The sequence below is a fragment of the Alteromonas sp. 4NS20-0143 genome, from assembly GCF_057542855.1.
Genome location: NZ_BAAJLR010000004.1, coordinates 174,793 through 192,181 on the forward strand (window position 1 = coordinate 174,793; position 17,389 = coordinate 192,181).

Below are 17,389 nucleotides of genomic sequence, written 5' to 3' on the forward strand. Positions count from 1 at the left end.
CGTCATTTATTCACCCTACTTTGAGCTGGCTTTCACACAATCAGAAGAACTCAGGTATGCACACTAGAAAATTATCTCTTATCGCCATTGCTTGCTCGGCAGCGTTGCAATTTGCGGCACCTCAGGCAATAGCGGCCGAAGCGTCGCAGGTAGTAGGCGTAGTCACCAACGTAAACAGCAGCAAATTATTTGCTGGCGCCAAAATCGATATTCAGGAGTTGGGCATAAGTGTTTATGCCGATAAAGAAGGTCGTTTTAGAATTCCACGCATTGCACCAGGCACTTATACGGTTGAAATAGATTATTTAGGTACAGAGCCTTCCACGCAAACAATTGTCGTTGGCGATGATATTACCAATGTTACCTTATTGGTTGGTGCCGCTAACGATACTATCGAAGAGCTTCTGGTACGTGGACAACGAAGTGGGCAAGCGACAGCAATTAACAAACAGCGCATGGCTGATGGCATAACATCAGTCGTGTCTTCGGATGCAATAGGTCAGTTTCCTGATCAGAATGCGGCAGAGTCACTTCAGCGTTTGCCGGGTTTAAGTATTGAGCGCGATCAGGGCGAAGGACGCTTTGTAGGTATTCGCGGAATCGATCCGAACTTGAACAATGTCACCATTAACGGTCTGAATATTCCTTCTCCTGAAGGCGGCGTTAGGTCGGTGGCCCTTGATGTTATTCCTTCTGAACTCATCAGCAGTTTAACGGTTTCAAAGTCTGTCACCTCTGATATGGATGCCGATACCATTGGCGGTAATATTGAAGTGAAAAGTGTGAGCGCGTTTGACCGAGCCACTGACAGCGCCTCATTTACCGCCCAGTTAAGTCAAAACGAGCTTCGCGACGCCTTGAGTCCTAAGCTTGCAGGCAGCGTCACCCATAAAATAAATGATAAGTGGGGCATTGCTGCTGCACTAAGCTACTTTGACCGTGAATTCGGGTCAGACAACATAGAAAGCAATGGCGATGATGAAATTGAACAACGTCATTACGCTATCACCCGTGAACGTCTTGGTGGAGCGGTAAACATTGATTTTCGTCCAGATTTTAATAATCAGTATTATTTACGCACCTTATACAGTCGCTTCTCAGACTCAGAGTTCAGACAAGCCAACGTTTTCGTATTAGATGGCGATGACTCAGAAGTAGAGCGCGAAAGTAAAGACCGATTTGAAGAGCAAAGTATTTTAAGCATATCTGCCGGTGCAGAGCATGAACGCGACGCATGGACGATAAGCTATCAAGCAGGTTACTCCCGCTCAGACGAAGATGAACCAGATGCGCTTTACTACGTTTTCACCGGTGCAGATGCAGGTATTGATGGTGATTTAGAACAACGTATCCCTCAACTTACGGTACCTGAAGCACTTAACGACCTTGGCAACTACGAACTCGAACAAATGAGTTTCGAACGCAATAACGCAAAAGATACAGAGCTGAGCTTCCGCCTCGATATTGCTAAGCGAATAGACTGGTTTGATAGTGAAGGTGAAGTGAAGTTTGGCTCTAAATATCGAGCACGAGAAAAAACCGCTGCGGCCAATATTTCGATTTTTGACGGTGGGTTTGATGGTTTTGATAACGCGGCATTTGCTACCGCTTCCCCAGAATACACCCTCGGAAATTTTGGACCCGGGCTTAATCGCGGTGCGCTAAGAGACAACTTCAATCAGCAGCGCAGTCAGCTCGAATTGGCTGAGTTAGATTCTCGCATAGAGTCTCAGGGTAATTCTTTTAGCAATGATGAAGATATCTTTGCTGCCTATGCTATGACCCGCTTTGACTGGGAAAAACTTCGCTTAGTGGCTGGTTTGCGCTATGAGAGCACGTCGTACAGTACTGCTGGCTCTCAAGTATCGTTAACTGAGAATGAAGACACAGATAGCGTTGATTTAAGCATTGAGCCGGTAAACGCTTCACGGGACTACGACAATCTCTTCCCTAGTATCAACGTGCGTTACGCCTTTACAGAAAAACTCATTGGTCGCGCGGCGTTCACTCAAACTCTGTCACGCCCCAGCTTTGAAGATGCAGCAGCGTTTCAAATTATTGAGGCGAATGTGAGAACGGAAGATGGCGAGCAGGTAATAGAGCGTGAGGCAAGCGTAGGCAATCCTGAGCTATTGCCTTATGAGGCGGATAACTTCGACCTAATGCTTGAATATTACCCAGGGAGCATCGGCGTTTTGTCTGCCGGATTATTCCACAAGCGTATCGACAACTTTATTGTTGAGGCAAATGTGGCGGGCACGGGGCCATGGGAAGGGTTCGAAGAAGCTTTTCAACCTGTTAATGGTGAAGAAGCCACCCTTACAGGGTTAGAACTAAGCTGGGTTAAGAGTTTCAACAATGGACTTTTATTCTCGGTAAACAGTACATTTTCTGATTCTGACGCGCTCACTATTCTTGATGGCGAACGCTTTGAAACTAAGTTACCAAATCAATCTGACACGGTTGGTAATGTGGTTGTAGGTTATGAAAATGACTCGCTAAGTTTGCGTTTAAGTATGACTTACAAAAGTGACAACCTTGAAGAAATTGATGATGGCATGTTGCGCATTGAAGATGATCACCAGCAAATTGACTTCGTTGCCAAATATTACATAAACAACGATATGCAGGTGTATTTCAATGGCATCAACTTAGGTGACGAACCTATGTATCACTATTTTGATGAGCGCAATCGCAATGCCCAATTCGAACAGTATGGTCGTACCTTTGAAATTGGCTTTATTTGGCGTACTCAGTAATAGGAAGTAATGCAAACATGAAAAAGAGTTTCTTGTTTACGCTTTCCATCGTTCTTATGGGCCTTGCTAGCTTTTCGCTAGCAAGCCATGAGATCTACGATAGCGAGTACTATAGCGAAAATATGATTAAAGGCCTTGAGACAGTAGAAGACGGCTTTAGCTTTCTAGTACTAGGTGATTGGGGCCGAAACGGCCACTTTCATCAACGAACGGTCGCGAAATGGATGGATATTGCAGCGGCACAAGCAGATGCTGAATTTGTTGCTACAACGGGAGATAACTTTTACAGCAACGGTATAGCCTCTATTCACGACCCTTACTGGCGCAGTTCATTTGAAGACGTGTATACCGGTCCCAATTTGTTTATCGACTGGTATGCCACATTAGGTAATCACGATTACAGAGGAAATTGGCAAGCGCAAATTGATTACAGCGACATAAGTCGTCGCTGGCAAATGCCGGCGCCTTACTACGCTAAGACAGTTGATGTTTCCGATAAGGCGTCTGCGCTTATATTGTTTGTAGATACTAGCCCCCTGAACCCTGCATATGAGTCAGAGAAAAAATACGCGGCGGCGATGGCGCAAGATGGTGATGCGCAACTCGCTTGGATCCATAAGCAGCTTAGCGAATCAAAGGCAGAATGGAAAATTGTAATAGGTCACCATCCATTGTATTCCAGCGGCAAACGTTATGGCAAAACAGGCGGTATTCGCAATGTGATTGAACCAGTGCTAGAGCAGTACGGCGTTCAGGCGTATTTTGCGGGTCATGAGCACGATTTGCAGCACAACCGCGCTGCCAATAAAAAGGTAGAGCACTTTGTTTCTGGTGCCGGTTCTGAGCTACGCCCGGTTAAGCAGCGAGAATTTACCTTGTTTGCTGAGTCTCAAGCGGGTTTTGCAATAGTGTCGATGGACAGTGCTAAGTGCCTAGTACAATTTGTTAATGATAGTGGAGAAGTGATTTATCGCTATACCATTTCTCTTAGTAAGGATAAGTAATGTTTCTTCGCTTTTTTACTTATAGTGTAGTTGGACCTTGTTTGGCAGTTTGTGCCCTCGTGTGTCAGGCCTCCCCCAAGCCTCTTCTAGCCCATATTCCAGAGGATGCGGAAATTTATGCAAGTCATAGCATTGATGAAAACAATCAATTGTTGGTGCATATCGACCCACTTACACAAGCGCTGGTGGTCAGTGCCGTTACCCCATTGAATAGCCGCTTTAAAATAAAAGAACAATACCGCTCACCACCACCTGATGCTGACATTGAAACACTGTGTGTATTCCAAGATACACAGGGTATTGGCGCGTTTGTTTTCGACGCACGCGGGATGGCCTCACAACAATACCTCTATCTTCAATCTAGCGCACAATGGCGACAGGTAGCCATTCGTAATTTTTCGATGGGTGGCGAACCAGAATACTGCATGGTGGATAACGCTTCTGGTCAAATCTTTATTGCTGAAGAGGGGATTGGAGTGTGGCAAATGTCGGTAGCGCCCGAGTCTGAGCTGACGCGATATTTATCACCGTTAAACTTAGACGAAGATACAGTATCTATTGCGCTGATATCACTGGAAAAAGGTGAGTTAACTGACGAAATGGGCATGGTTCATTCGTTTGATGTTAAGCCACAGGACTATCAACGGGGTGATTTACCTATGCTGATTGCCGATGGACAAACTGACCCAGTACAGCGATTCGGTGATGCTGCTGACGACCCCGCTATTTGGGTAAACAATGAAACACCAGAGCGTAGTCTTATCATTGGAACTGACAAAAAAGCGGGGCTTGATGTTTTCGATTTGAACGGTAAACGGTTACAGCACCTTCCCATTGGAAAAGTAAATAACGTTGATGTGCGACAGTCGGTGCAATTTGGTGAAAATAGCATGGACCTAGCGGTAGCGAGCAATCGTAGCGGCAACCTGCTAAGTGTGTTTGCTATAAACGGAAAAAACCGGAGGGTCACACATATTGGCGATGTGTCGACACCCTTAAACGATATTTATGGTCTTTGCCTTTACCAACCAAAACAAGGCCTTGAGGTGCTAGTTAACGACACTGACGGAACCTACTTGCGCTATGCGTTAACCGTAGCCGGTGACACGGTAAGTGCATCGCTTGTGGAACAGTTTAACGTACCTAGCCAACCTGAGGGATGTGTGGCTGACGATAAACACCAGCAGCTATTCTACGGGGAAGAAGCAAGCGGAATTTGGCTACGCAGTTTGGCAGGCGTTCAGCAGACAAGTACGCGAATAGCCGGTTTGAGCAATACAGTGCATGCAGATATTGAAGGAATGGATATCTTTTATGTTGATGAAAAACGTTATTTAGTTGCTTCTAGTCAAGGCAACAATAGCTATGCGGTTTATGCTATCGATAATGATTTTGACTGGCTGGGAAGCTTTCGTATCACTGCAGATATCGAGAACGGGATAGATGGCGCATCCGAGACTGACGGTCTTGCCATAAGCAGTGTAAATCTTGGTAGCAGCTACCCTCAAGGACTGCTAGTTGTGCAAGATGGCAGAAATGTTATGCCGAGCGACAAGCAAAACTTTAAGCTGATATCAGGCTCAAAGCTGGCTGAATTTATTCGAAAGCACCGTTAAACAAAAGCCGTACAAAAGAGCCGTGTATAAAACGCGATTGGCGTCACTAATCAGTGGCGCCAATCAAGTATTTGCCCACATAGGCGATAAGTGCTCAGCTTTGCCATGACTGCGTTTGTTGCCATGTTTGAACCCATGGGTGAATATCTACAGCTGGCATAGGGCGAGCGATACCGTATCCTTGAGCTTGCTCGCAGCCAAGCGCAAGCAGCGCTTCTCCGTGGGCGCGAGTTTCAACACCTTCTGCAATAACGTCCCGTTTAAAAGCGTTGGCTAGACCCACTACGCCTTTGATAATTGCTAAGTCGTCAGGGTCTTCTAGCATGTCACGAACAAAGCTTTGGTCTATTTTTACCTGTTGTGCTGGAAGTCTTCTCAAATACGTTAAGGAGGAATATCCAGTGCCAAAGTCATCTAGGGCAAAACGCACACCCAGCTTATGACAAGCGTTCATAACCTCTGACACTTGCGTGATGTCGCTAAGTGCAGCGGTTTCTAAAATTTCTAATTCCAGTAGGTTTGGATCTACATTTGTGTGCTGTTCTAACAATAATGCCAGCCGTTCTGGAAAGTCACTTTGAGTAAGCTGGTAGGCGCTAATATTTACACTTACTGTAAAACTGAGGCCGTCATCATGCCACTGCTTAATTTGGGCTAGGGCACTGCTTATCACCCATTCGCCTAGCTTTATACTCAGATTATGACTTTCTATAGCGGGCAGAAACTCTAACGGTGGAATAAGTCCACGTTCTGGGTGTTGCCAACGAATTAGGGCCTCAACGCCAATAACGTCACCTGTGCACATGTTTACCTGTGGCTGGTAGTGCAATACAAAGTGCTCTTGCTCAAGCGCGCTTCGAATGTGGCCGATTCTTTCCCCTAATGCCTTGTACGCACTGTCTTTTTTGGTATCGAAGATATAAAACTGATTCTTACCTGCCTGCTTGGCTAAATACATGGCTTGATCAGCATGTCGCATAAGCTGCTCTGCGTCCGAGCTATCTTCGGGATAAAAGTTAACCCCTATGCTAGCTGTTACATTCAGCACGTCGTCACCAATGATCACGGGCTCTGCTGCCGCGTCTAGCAGCCGCTGTAGCGCTGGTTCGCTATCATGTGGCCCATTTAAGTCAACCATAACAGCAATGAACTCGTCGCCGCCAATACGAGCCAGCATGTCTCCCTCTCTTAAGCTGCTTTTCATCCGTTGTGACACCGCGACTAAAAGTTCATCTCCCACCTTATGGCCATGATTGTCGTTAATGGCTTTGAATCCATCGAGATCCATAAAGGCAACGGCTAACGATTGTTTACGGCGACGACATTGGGCCATCGACTGACTTAATTGATTGGCAAGTAATACACGATTTGGCAGGTTTGTAAGGGTGTCGTAATGGGCGAGGTGTTCCAGTTTTGAACGATAATTTACAAGTTTGAAAGCCTGTGTTCGCATAAAGCCCAGCATCAAGACCATGGATACAACCAATATGCCAAGTACGATAGCTATCTTTATAAATAGGTCAGTTGAAGCCTCTTCTACTTTACGTGTGTTAAGCGTTAACTCTTCGTCAATGATGATTTCTTTCAAGAGGTCGCGAATATTGCCAATGTATTGTTGGGTTAGCTCCCCAGCAAGCATTGTTGTCACATCCTCATTGGATACTGATTTACTATTAAGCTCTCTTCTCGCTTGAATTTCTGGTATGACAGCATTGCGCAGCCAATCGTCAATGCGGCGTTCCAATGCATCAATATCTGATGCAATTACGTTACCACTGACAGCGTGGCTGCGAACGCGTTCTAGCTGCACAGCTAATCGTTTTTTACCTTCTTCAAATGGCTCTAGTGACTCCTCTGCGCCAGAGAGTAAAAAGCCGCGCTGACCAGTTTCCATATTGACCAAGCTCAGGGTTATTAGGTCGATAAGCTTTTTACCTTTTTCATTGCTTCGCTGCTCAAACTTATCATGTAAAGCAGACAGTAAACCTCGAATGTCGTCAAAAATAGCCTTACCGACTAGTCTGGAAGATAAAGTTTCAAAATGGGTTAGGGCTATATTACTTTGCTCAATCTGCTGCCTTACCGCTATTTCAGGTTGCACAACTTGTTGCTCCCAACGAGTCATGAGCTCTGCCACTTTCGACCAGCGAGCGGCTTGCTGGCCCTCACCAGTAACGAGTTGTTTACCTTTGCCTATCAACTTATCAAGCTGCTTTTTGTGGCGATTGAATTTTTCTAGTTTGATGTCCTCGCCGGTGAGCAAAAAGTCGCTGTAATCAGCATTAACTTCCATCAAGGTGTCATCGACAGATTCGGCTAATCGTAGCAGCTCGTAATTATTTCTAACCTGACGCGACTCACTTAAAATCGCTGAAATACCGGTAATGATAACTCCCACGATTAATACGATAAGTATCAAAATAATGAGGTAGCTATAGGAAACTTTTCGTTTGTTCTTTTTATTGTTGAATGGCGTCAATGGATATCTCAGTATAAAAATAAAAACAGCGGCCTCTGAAAGGTTTCACTAATGGTCATTCTGCTGCAGTGCCAGTACTAGTAGCGTGATGCTACCTATGATCTGACTGCGTCAAAAGGGTAACAAACTCTCGTTTAAAGTCATCCTCATTACATTTCCAGAAGACTCTTTCTAGGCATAAGAATAGTTTACAAATATAAGTTCTGCTTGATGGATAGTACTTCGTGATAATCGTGTTTGTTGTTGGCCAGTAAATTAGGTGAAGGCGGCCGTGTTATCCATCAATTAAATAGCCACATATTGAGCTTTGCAGCTCGTATAAAACCTTAACTAATTAATAGCAATAAAGATTTGAAAGAGCCTCTTACCCAACGTTTATCATAAAATTTTTGAAAACATCAAAGTAAAACGTATTCCCAATGCAATAGTTATAATATAACATTACGAAATCAATTTAATTTTATAGCTTTATCAAACAATGCACACAAATTCCGTTATATGCGCTGATGCGCTAACTGTGCGAGTAGATGGCCGCACGCTTTTAGATAACCTTAATTTTAATGTAGGAAAAGGCGAGGTTTTCGCCCTTTTAGGTGGAAATGGCGCAGGTAAATCGACCACCCTCAAAACCTTTTTAGGGTTAATGAAGGCAAGTAGCGGTAGTGCAACTGTGCTAGGTAAAAACGCCAGCACCAATACTAACGATGTACAAAAATCAGTGGCTTACCTTCCTGAGTCAGTCACCTTGTATGGCCATCTTTCTGGCTTAGAAAATATTCGCTATTTTCTATCAGTTGCAGGTGTAGATAAAACAGACGAAGAGATTTTTGCCGCGTTACGCAAAGTAGCGCTACAAGAAAACTCGTGGAAAAAGGCGCTGTCGAATTACTCAAAAGGCATGCGCCAAAAAACGGCGATTGCCCTTGCGCTGTTGCGCAATGCACCGGTTTTATTTTTAGATGAGCCTACTTCAGGGTTAGACCCGGCAGCCATCGATGAATTCAATGCGCTAGTGTCTGAGCTTGCCGCAAACGGCGCCACTATTTTTATGGTGACGCACGATGTTTACGGCGCTTGCCAAGTGGCTCATCGTATTGTGCTATTAAGCGACGGTAAACTGACTGGCTCCTTTGAACGGGTGGCTGATACACCCATCGATACCGAAGCGGTTCACGCAGCGTTTGCAGGGCGTACGCTATGATATTGCGCGTCGCCAACACTATTTGCGCAGAGCAATGGCGCTATTGGCTGCGCACCAAGGTTGCTGCCACCGTACTGATGTTGGGTGCGGTGCTTACCTTAGCAGCGCTCGTTGTGAATGCGTTTCATATAGAAGAAGCCGCTCATGCCCGCGAACATCTTCAACATAAAGCAGAGGAGCGTTTTAAAGCGCAGCCTGATAAGCACCCCCATCGCATGGTGCATTATGGTCATTACGTATTTCGCGCGCCAACGCCTTTAAGCGTGATTGAGCCAGGGGTAGATACCTACACGGGCAATGCTATTTTCCTAGAGGGCCACAGACAAAACAGTGCAATGTTTGCTGAGCAGCGTCAGTCGGCGGGCCTAACGCGTTTTAGCAGCTTAACGCCTAGCTTTTTAGCGCTAGTGCTTGCGCCGCTTTTTATCATTCTTATCGGTTACGGCAGTGTATCTCGAGAGCGTGAAGCCGGTACCCTCACTTTGCTGTTATCTCAAGGTACTAGCCGCTCACAGCTGTTGCTCGGTAAATTGTTAGCCTTAGCGGCGGCAAGCGCTGTGTTTCTGATGCCATTACTTTTAGCGTGTTTTTATGTCGCTTTTTCAGGTGAAAGTGCAGCCGTGGTTGCGCTATTTAGCGTTAGTTACGCCGTTTACTTTTTACTGTGGACTGTGGTGGTAACAGCGTGTTCTGCACTATTTGAAAAGAGCAGTGCGAGTTTCACAATATTAATTGTCATTTGGATGAGCGCATGCGTGTTGCTTCCCCGTTTAGGTAGCAGTGTAGCGACTAATTTAGCGCCCTCTATGGGCAAGCTTGAGGCCGATTTTAAAGTAGAAGAGAAATTAAGAAGCCTTGGTGATGGGCACGACGTTAACGACCCTGCCTTTAAAAAGCTTAAACAAGACTTACTCGCCAAGTACAACGTGGACTCTGTGGATGACTTACCCGTTAATTTCAGAGGTGTGGTAGCCCAATATTCTGAGCAGCGTCAGGCTGAGGTGTTAAGCGAATTTGCTGAAAATCGTATGCAGCAAGAGCTAGAGCAGGCGCATATTGCCCGTCAATTTGGCTGGTTATCACCTACCGTCGCCATTCGCTCAATTTCAACCGTATTGGCGGGCACGAGTCTTGAAACCCACCACCGCTTTTTACGTGAAGCCGAAGCGCTGCGCTTAGAATTTGTGCAAGGCCTTAATAAAGTGCATGTGGAAAAACTTGATTACAAACTAGACATGAACCGCAATGCCAGTGAGGAAGCAGCCGATAAAGCGGTGGTTGACGCAAGTAACTGGGCATTGTTAGCAGAGTTTAAGTTTGAGCCTGAAAAATCTGCGGTACGAATAAGCAACGCAAACTTGTACTTCTTGCAGCTGCTTTTTTGGGGGGGCATTACCGTGCTGCTGCTTCTTATTGCGGTTAGGAGGTTAAACCCATGATGCGTTTTAATGATATTAAACGTGAGGCGGGCTTCGTTTTTGGGCACCGCCAATTCAAACTTACCATGCTAGTGGTATTGCTGCTAAGTTCCATTTCCCTTTGGGCGGGGTTTGCAGAAATGCAGGAGCAACAAGCCACTATTGAAAGGTTATTAGAAAAAGACCAAGTAGAGCGCGACGCTGTTATCAACCACCAGTCTAATTATGGAATGGTTGCGTACTACTCGTTTCATCTAACGTATGCACCGCCTACCAGTTTGGCGTTTGCCGCGGTAGGTGAGCGGGATGTATTTCCTTGGAAACATCGTATTCGTATGCTCGCTCTAGAAGGACAAATTTATGAAAGCGACACCGACAACCCCGAGCTCGCTTTTTTAGGCCGTTTTGATTTCGCCTTCGTGACCAGTGTGCTTTTGCCACTGTTCATCATACTGCTGCTGTACGATTTAAAAGCCAAAGAGCGTGAAGCTCGCCGCTTTGATTTGTTAAACGTAACCGCACGCAATAGTCATGCAATTTGGACGTCGCGGGTGATAGTGACTTTGGTGCCCCTTGCACTTGCCGTGCTGGTTCCGTTTGTCGCATTTGCCGTACTCAATGGCGCTGAACTAGTTGGTATAGTAAAGGTTTGCGCCATTGTGATTGCCAATATTGCAATGTGGAGTGTGATCGTACTTGCTATTGGTGCGGCAAAACGCTTTTCCCAGTTCAGTGCCACTCATTTGGCTTCTATTATGTTGGGCGTGTGGCTTATGACGACCGTCGTCGTTCCGGTTACCGGTCACACCGTCATTAATGCCCTTGTTGACACGCCAGAGGGCGGAGACATTGTGCTTATCCAGCGTGAAGCGGTAAACGGCGCGTGGGACAAGCCTGTAGAAGAAACCTGGAGCGCTTTTCTCAAAAGCCATCCGCAGTGGACTCACTACACCGAGTTTGACCCCAAACGCGATAGCTCATTTAACTGGAAATGGTACTACGCCTTTCAGCAAGTGGGCGATGAAAAGGCCAGCGAGCTTTCACAATCTTACCAAGCATCAACACTCAAAAAAGATGAAATAGCGAGTTACATAGCGTGGCTATCCCCGTCTCTGCTCACGCAGCGCCTGCTATCAAGTGCCGCCGATACTGACGTACAAGCAATGGTGCACTATGAAAATAGCGTACGACAGTTTCACGCCAGCCTTCGCGATTTTTATTATAACCGCATGTTCAAAGCGCCTGCTTTTTCGCTAGAGAGCTTCGAGCAACTTCCACAATTTACACCACAAAAACTAAAAGACTCACAGGAAAACACCGATGAAAACTAATTGGGTAAAAACTACCCTCGCCGTCACTATCGCGACACTGTTTAATGCGTCTTCACATGCACAAAATACTAATGCGTCGAATGAAGCAGATGTTGAGAAGATTACTGTTCACGGTATGCATCGCGCGTATCAGGGCGCTTTTGAATACAAAGAAGTACCTGCCGCAGCGCAAGATATCGACCTTGGGTTACTCAGTGATGCTGGTGCTGTGAATCTCAACGATGCATTAGATTTATCGGCGTCTGTGGCTCGCCAAAACAATTTTGGTGGGTTGTGGAATAGCTTTGCGATTCGCGGTTTTTCAGGCGATGAAAACTTACCTAGCGGGTTTTTAGTTAACGGCTTCAACGCCGGTCGCGGCTTTGGTGGGCCGCGGGATTTATCTGGTATCGATCATGTTGAAGTACTGAAAGGTCCAAAAGCAGCATTATTTGGACGAGGAGAGCCTGGCGGTGCCATTAACCTGGTGACTAAGCGCCCACAATTTCGCCAAGGCGGTGAAGTACAAGCCACCTACGGAAGCTGGGAGCAAAAACGTGTAGAAGCAGACTTGCAGACTGTTGCAGGGGCTAGTGAAAACGTGGGTGTGCGTCTTGTTGGCTTTTACGAAGATGCAGAGAGTTTTCGCGACACGGTTGAAACAGAGCGCTTCGGCTTTTATCCGTCGGTAACATGGGAAGTATCAGCAGATACGTCGATTTCCTATGAACTGGAATATACGGAACAAAAAATACCATTCGACCGCGGCGTAGTGGCCATTGACGGTGAGTTAGGTCATCAACCCATCGAAACCTTTACTGGCGACCCTAGCGGCGACACCATAGATACCCAAGTGGTTGGTCATCAAATTGAGATATCACACGAACTAGCCGACGACTGGAACCTGCTTTTAGGCGCTGGTTTACGAGATACGACGTTTGAAGGTAATGCACTGGAAAATAACTTCGGCGGTCGCCAAACGTTGTTTATCGACCCAGACCAAGCACTGCTATCTCGTTTCAAACGGTATCGTAACTTCGAGACAGACTACTTGGTATTGCGTGGCGAAATTGCGGGTCAGTTCGATACGGGGTCTGTCACTCACCGAGTTATTGTTGGTGCAGACTATGACAAGTTTGAAAACGATCAAGAAATCCTTCGTTATCGCCCGCCGTTTTTTGCAAGCGATACTGACATTAATGACTTAGATTTAGATCAGTACTTGGTTTTAGATATTTTCAACCCAGACTATTCGCCGCTTCCAGAGGTTGAACTGTCCAATAACTTGAACCGGTTTGAAGTGCAAAAGGCATGGGGATTCTATTTCCAAGACCAAATTAACATTACCGACAACCTTCAAATTCGTTTAGGTGGTCGTTTCGATAAGTTTGAGCAGGAAATTGACAACCGCTTGGCAAGCCCAGTGTCCACAACATCGCAAGATGATACTCGCTTCTCGCCTCAGGTGGGTGCCGTTTATCTATTTAACGACAGCACGAGCGTGTATGCGACCTACGGCGAAGGCTTCCGTCAGCTCACTGGATCAGACTTTGCGGGTAATCCTTTTGAGCCCAATGAATCTGAGTCGGCAGAAATCGGTGTTAAAGCGGATTTAACGTCGATGTTTGATAACGTGCGTGGCGATATTACTTTCTCGGTATTTAATATTGAGCAAAGCAATATTCTCGTGTTTGATGACAGTGAACAAGCCTCAGATGGTTTTTTCTTAACCCCAGCAGGCGAAGCGCGAAGTCGAGGTGTAGAGTTAGACATTAACGCTGAGTTTGAAAACGATATTTCACTTTGGGTGTCTTATAGCTTTGTTGATGCAGAAAGCACAAATGATGCGGCAGACGCCAACTTTGTATCAGCCATAGAGTCTGGCGACCCGCTTATTAATGTACCGGAAAACCAACTCAGTGTGCAGATAAGTAAAGGACTAGTGATTGCAGATATGCCAGTTCGCATAGGCTCTGGTTTACTTTACGTTGATGAGCGTTTAGGCCAAACCGCTACTGATTTCTATTTACCGAGTTACACCACAGTGCGCGCGTTTGCAGAGATTGAACCTATTGAAAACTTGTCTGTGAGAGTGGCGGTAGACAACCTATTTGACGAAGAGTTTTATACCAACTCTTTTGCCGATGTGTGGGTTGAGCCTGGTGCGCCACAGCGATTTAGGCTGTCGGCAGCGTATCGTTTTTAAACAGTGTTTAAGTAATTTTCTAAGCACGCTATTTTATAGCGTGTTTCCGTTATCTTGCCTTCAGAAAGGGTTTAATTAATGCAATATAAAACAAAATCAGTGGCTTCTTTTGTGGTCGCTATTTTATCTCTGTTGAGTCTGCCTGTAAGTGCCAATGCCCCTTTTGAGCTCATGGGCAAGACAACTAATACTGGTCATAAAACATCGTATATGGCGAATAAAAAAGAGGTGTCTTTACCAGTTACTGTGATCAACGGCAAAAAAGAAGGGCCTGTGCTCCTGCTTACGGCTGGCATTCATGGCGACGAATACCCTTCTATGTTTGCACTGCAACAGTTGCAGCAAAGCATCAATCCCAAAGAAATGAGTGGAGTGCTTGTTGTGGTGCACTTGGCAAATTTGGACGGTTTTCATGAACATCGGCTAGCGCTGAACCCTCGTGATGAAAAAAACTTAAATAGAGAATTTCCAGGTAGTGCTGATGGGACGCCTACCGAACAAATTGCAGACTTACTGACAAAAGAATTTATCAGTAAAGCTGACTTTCTCGTTGATATGCATTCTGGTAGTGCAAATCAGAGCCTGCTGAACCACGTTTATTCTCCGTTTATTGGTGATGAAGCGTTAGATGAATTGACTCTGGCCTTTGCCAAGGCAACAGGTATGCAACATATTGTGCTTTACGGTGACAGACCAAAGGACCCTAATAATTCTATTTCTTACCCTAACACTGCAATGACACGAGGAAAGCCGGGCCTGACTACTGAAATTGGTCATCTTGCGCAATCAAAGGAAGAATTTGTAAAAGACGCGTTCACAGTGGCTAGAAACACAATGGTCTTTTTGGATATGTTGGAGGGAGAGCCTGCCGAGCATCCAGAGCCTATTATTTATGAAACCCTAAAATCAGCAAAAAGCACTACAACCGGCTTTTTCCAGCCTGCTGTAGTTATTGGGGATAAAGTACAACAAGGCCAAGAAGTGGGCACCGTTTTGGATTACTTTGGAAACCAAGTGGAAACTATCACAGCGCCGATTAGCGGAACGGTAATGATGGTTAATCAAACGCCACCCATAAAAAGCGCAGAGTCTGTTGTCACCATTGGTGTTGAAGTGGTGCAATAAAACGCCTTTCTCAACTTACGACTGCTAAAACGCGATGCCAAAGGCTAGGCCTGCCACTATGGCATCGTCGTGATCGTGATGGTAGTCATAATGAAGTTGTGGTGAAAGCGTAAGGCCCGACAACTCAAACTCGTAAAGCAAACCCACACGCGCCACAGGAATTTCCTCGCCGTCAAAAAACTCTACACCGGGGCCGACTTGGGCAATAAAGTTATTGGTAATATGTAAATCGGCAACCGCTAAATAGGTGAATGCCTCTATATCTCCAAAGGCATATTCTGCGACTAGCCCTATTCCTAAAAAGTCATTAACGCGATATTCATAATCAACGCCTAGTGTGAATGCGTCACCGTGTTCATCGGTATTCGTTGTTGCTACTAAAAGCGACAAGTGGTGGGGAGACTGTTGCCAATGGTGATGCTCTTCATTTTCTGTGCTCGCACACACAGCGTTTGGCAGAATCAACAAAACAAACAGAATAATTTTAAATTGTAGGCGCATATGGGAACACTCTTCTACGGCTTAATAAAACAGAACGGCTAACTAAATTACCTATAAAGGGGGCATCGATGTTTGCTAAGCAGCGACAGTAAACACGCCCTAGAAAATAACAATAGTTTATAGCTATCGATTTCGCTGTAAGAATAACGCTTTATAACCATAGACTTTCGTAGAGAAAGGCGCCTACGGAGCAATGAAAGTCTTCAATTTTTTCATTACATGATCATAATCTGCGGGCTTTATGAGTTGATGTGGCGTATCAAAATAGACTTAAGTTGCGTTTGATAGCCGAATATTGTCAATTGCTTCGCCTATTTCGTTGATGAAAAACGTTATTGAGAAAAAACGCTGGGTCGGCTTATGTGGGCAGTTTATATAGGCACTTTATATAGGCACTTTGGGGGGACGTTTTCGATACGTTTTGTCATGTGGGAAAAAGCCAGTTTGCAGTCTACACTTAGCTTATGAGTTGTAGTTTGTTTGAATGTCTCAACCAGGTGATAGCAACGAGAAATGAAAGCGTCTCCCATAAGGGGTAGGTTGTGTTAAGACAGCTAGTGTATAGAAGTAGAGCGTCAACGCTAATAAACCACGAAGGGCTCGATGAGATCACCAAGGATTCTTTAGCGTTTAATTTACACAACGATGTAACGGGGATATTACTGTTTGACGGTGAATACTTTTTTCAGGTGCTAGAGGGGGAAGCCGACATAATACTTGGTCTTTTCGAGCACATTAAGACGGACTCTCGGCATAATAACATCGTTAAAATAACCGATAACGCTATTCACAAGCGCGATTTTGGCAATTGGGCGCTGCGCACTTTTCGACTGGATAAAAAAAGTAACTGCTACTGGCTCCCGCCGGATATTTCTTTTCACCGCGACAGCCGCACCTTTGCATTAATCAACGGTTTTGCCACGGGCAAGTGGCGCATGTGTTTGTCTAATCAAGATTTAAATAACCTTAAGGCCTCTGTAAAGCTCAGTGAAATCTCTATTGCTGAATATTGCAATTCTGATATTCAATTTGCTTTTCAACCTATTGTAGATACCCGCAGGGGCCTTGTGTCCTCCTACGAGGCGCTATTGCGTAGTAGCGACGGTCGATTCCCTGAAGATGTGTTGAATAGTTTAGAGGGCAATCAAAAATATGACTTCGATCTTAAGAGCAAGGCGATAGCCATTGCGCAAGGTGCAAAATTATTAAACGCTGACCAAGCGCTATCAGTCAACTTATGTCCAGGTGCCATTACCTATAGTCCAGATATAACGAGCTATTTACTATCATTAGCAGATGAGAATAACTTAAGGCCGCAACAGCTTATTCTTGAGGTAACGGAAACTGAAATTATTAAAGAGGGGTCGCCGTTTTTCGATGCCATCGAAAACCTCCGGTCAACGGGTATAAGAGTTGCTCTTGACGATTTTGGTGCGGGTTACGCAGGTCTATCGCTTTTGGCCGACTTCCTGCCAGACAAAATAAAGTTAGATCGAAAAATCACCACCAACATTCATGAGAATGGCCCAAGGCAAGCCATATTTGAGGCTGTGTACGAATTTGCAAAGTCGATGGGTATTCCGCTTATTGTAGAAGGTGTAGAAACCATGGATGAGTGGTTATGGTTACAACACGCAGGTGCACAGCGTTTTCAGGGGTTTTTGTTCGCAAGGCCAAAATTAAATGGAGTAGAGGCAATTAACTTTGTCATAGATGGATTAGCAAAGCCCGCTGGGCTGAGGCACATCGGTTAGGTTGCCAGTAGTGGAA

At 45.4% G+C, this 17,389-nt stretch carries 11 protein-coding genes; 9 read left to right on the forward strand and 2 right to left on the reverse strand.

What is annotated here, in order from left to right; genetic code table 11:
- Positions 1–56 precede the first annotated feature (56 nt).
- Genes AC27HD_RS11040 through AC27HD_RS11050 form a run of 3 tightly spaced genes read left to right on the forward strand, consistent with a single transcriptional unit; the run spans position 57 to position 5,379 of the window.
- The gene (locus tag AC27HD_RS11040; RefSeq protein WP_487105818.1) at positions 57–2,759 is read left to right on the forward strand and encodes a TonB-dependent receptor; all 2,703 of its coding nucleotides are present in this window, start codon (positions 57–59) and stop codon (positions 2,757–2,759) included.
- Positions 2,760–2,776: 17 nt separating this feature from the next.
- A complete protein-coding gene (locus tag AC27HD_RS11045) occupies positions 2,777–3,763 on the forward strand; it encodes a metallophosphoesterase (RefSeq protein ID WP_487105820.1) in 987 nt (328 codons plus the stop codon).
- Between the two features lie 41 nt (positions 3,764–3,804).
- On the forward strand, positions 3,805–5,379 hold the full coding sequence (locus tag AC27HD_RS11050) for a phytase (protein ID WP_487105822.1): 1,575 nt from the start codon (positions 3,805–3,807) through the stop codon (positions 5,377–5,379).
- Positions 5,380–5,473: 94 nt separating this feature from the next.
- On the opposite strand, the gene AC27HD_RS11055 is transcribed toward AC27HD_RS11050, so the two are convergent.
- Positions 5,474–7,858, reverse strand: a complete 2,385-nt coding sequence (locus tag AC27HD_RS11055) for a putative bifunctional diguanylate cyclase/phosphodiesterase (protein WP_487105824.1) — start codon at positions 7,856–7,858, stop codon at positions 5,474–5,476.
- A gap of 478 nt (positions 7,859–8,336) precedes the next feature.
- On the opposite strand from AC27HD_RS11055, the gene AC27HD_RS11060 reads away from it, so the two are divergent.
- The 5 genes from AC27HD_RS11060 to AC27HD_RS11080 all read left to right on the forward strand — a co-directional run bounded on the left by AC27HD_RS11060 (position 8,337) and on the right by AC27HD_RS11080 (position 15,118).
- A complete protein-coding gene (locus tag AC27HD_RS11060; RefSeq protein ID WP_487105826.1) occupies positions 8,337–9,059 on the forward strand; it encodes an ABC transporter ATP-binding protein in 723 nt (240 codons plus the stop codon).
- A complete protein-coding gene (locus tag AC27HD_RS11065) occupies positions 9,056–10,498 on the forward strand; it encodes an ABC transporter permease (protein ID WP_487105828.1) in 1,443 nt (480 codons plus the stop codon). The genes AC27HD_RS11060 and AC27HD_RS11065 overlap by 4 nt, the downstream gene beginning before the upstream one ends.
- Positions 10,495–11,808 carry a DUF3526 domain-containing protein gene (locus AC27HD_RS11070; RefSeq protein WP_487105830.1) on the forward strand — a complete coding sequence of 438 codons (1,314 nt, stop codon included), beginning with the start codon at positions 10,495–10,497 and terminating at the stop codon, positions 11,806–11,808. Before AC27HD_RS11065 ends, AC27HD_RS11070 begins: the two co-directional genes overlap by 4 nt.
- The gene (locus tag AC27HD_RS11075; RefSeq protein ID WP_487105831.1) at positions 11,798–13,993 is read left to right on the forward strand and encodes a TonB-dependent siderophore receptor; all 2,196 of its coding nucleotides are present in this window, start codon (positions 11,798–11,800) and stop codon (positions 13,991–13,993) included. The genes AC27HD_RS11070 and AC27HD_RS11075 overlap by 11 nt, the downstream gene beginning before the upstream one ends.
- A gap of 78 nt (positions 13,994–14,071) precedes the next feature.
- Complete coding sequence (locus AC27HD_RS11080; RefSeq protein ID WP_487105833.1) at positions 14,072–15,118, forward strand: succinylglutamate desuccinylase/aspartoacylase family protein; 1,047 nt, start codon at positions 14,072–14,074, stop codon at positions 15,116–15,118.
- A gap of 24 nt (positions 15,119–15,142) precedes the next feature.
- Here AC27HD_RS11080 and AC27HD_RS11085 read toward each other — a convergent pair whose 3' ends face one another.
- Complete coding sequence (locus AC27HD_RS11085; RefSeq protein WP_487105835.1) at positions 15,143–15,619, reverse strand: hypothetical protein; 477 nt, start codon at positions 15,617–15,619, stop codon at positions 15,143–15,145.
- Positions 15,620–16,161: 542 nt separating this feature from the next.
- Between AC27HD_RS11085 and AC27HD_RS11090 the strand changes: the two genes are divergently transcribed.
- Positions 16,162–17,373 carry a diguanylate phosphodiesterase gene (locus tag AC27HD_RS11090; protein ID WP_487105837.1) on the forward strand — a complete coding sequence of 404 codons (1,212 nt, stop codon included), beginning with the start codon at positions 16,162–16,164 and terminating at the stop codon, positions 17,371–17,373.
- The last annotated feature ends 16 nt before the right edge of the window (positions 17,374–17,389 follow it).

Coding starts and splice junctions, on each gene's coding strand:
- AC27HD_RS11040 (WP_487105818.1), top strand. CDS start 57: ATGCACACTAGAAAATTATCTCTTATCGCCATTGCTTGCTCGGCAGCG.
- AC27HD_RS11075 (WP_487105831.1), top strand. CDS start 11,798: ATGAAAACTAATTGGGTAAAAACTACCCTCGCCGTCACTATCGCGACA.
- AC27HD_RS11045 (WP_487105820.1), top strand. CDS start 2,777: ATGAAAAAGAGTTTCTTGTTTACGCTTTCCATCGTTCTTATGGGCCTT.
- AC27HD_RS11065 (WP_487105828.1), top strand. CDS start 9,056: ATGATATTGCGCGTCGCCAACACTATTTGCGCAGAGCAATGGCGCTAT.
- AC27HD_RS11080 (WP_487105833.1), top strand. CDS start 14,072: ATGCAATATAAAACAAAATCAGTGGCTTCTTTTGTGGTCGCTATTTTA.
- AC27HD_RS11060 (WP_487105826.1), top strand. CDS start 8,337: ATGCACACAAATTCCGTTATATGCGCTGATGCGCTAACTGTGCGAGTA.
- AC27HD_RS11085 (WP_487105835.1), bottom strand. CDS start 15,619: ATGCGCCTACAATTTAAAATTATTCTGTTTGTTTTGTTGATTCTGCCA.
- AC27HD_RS11070 (WP_487105830.1), top strand. CDS start 10,495: ATGATGCGTTTTAATGATATTAAACGTGAGGCGGGCTTCGTTTTTGGG.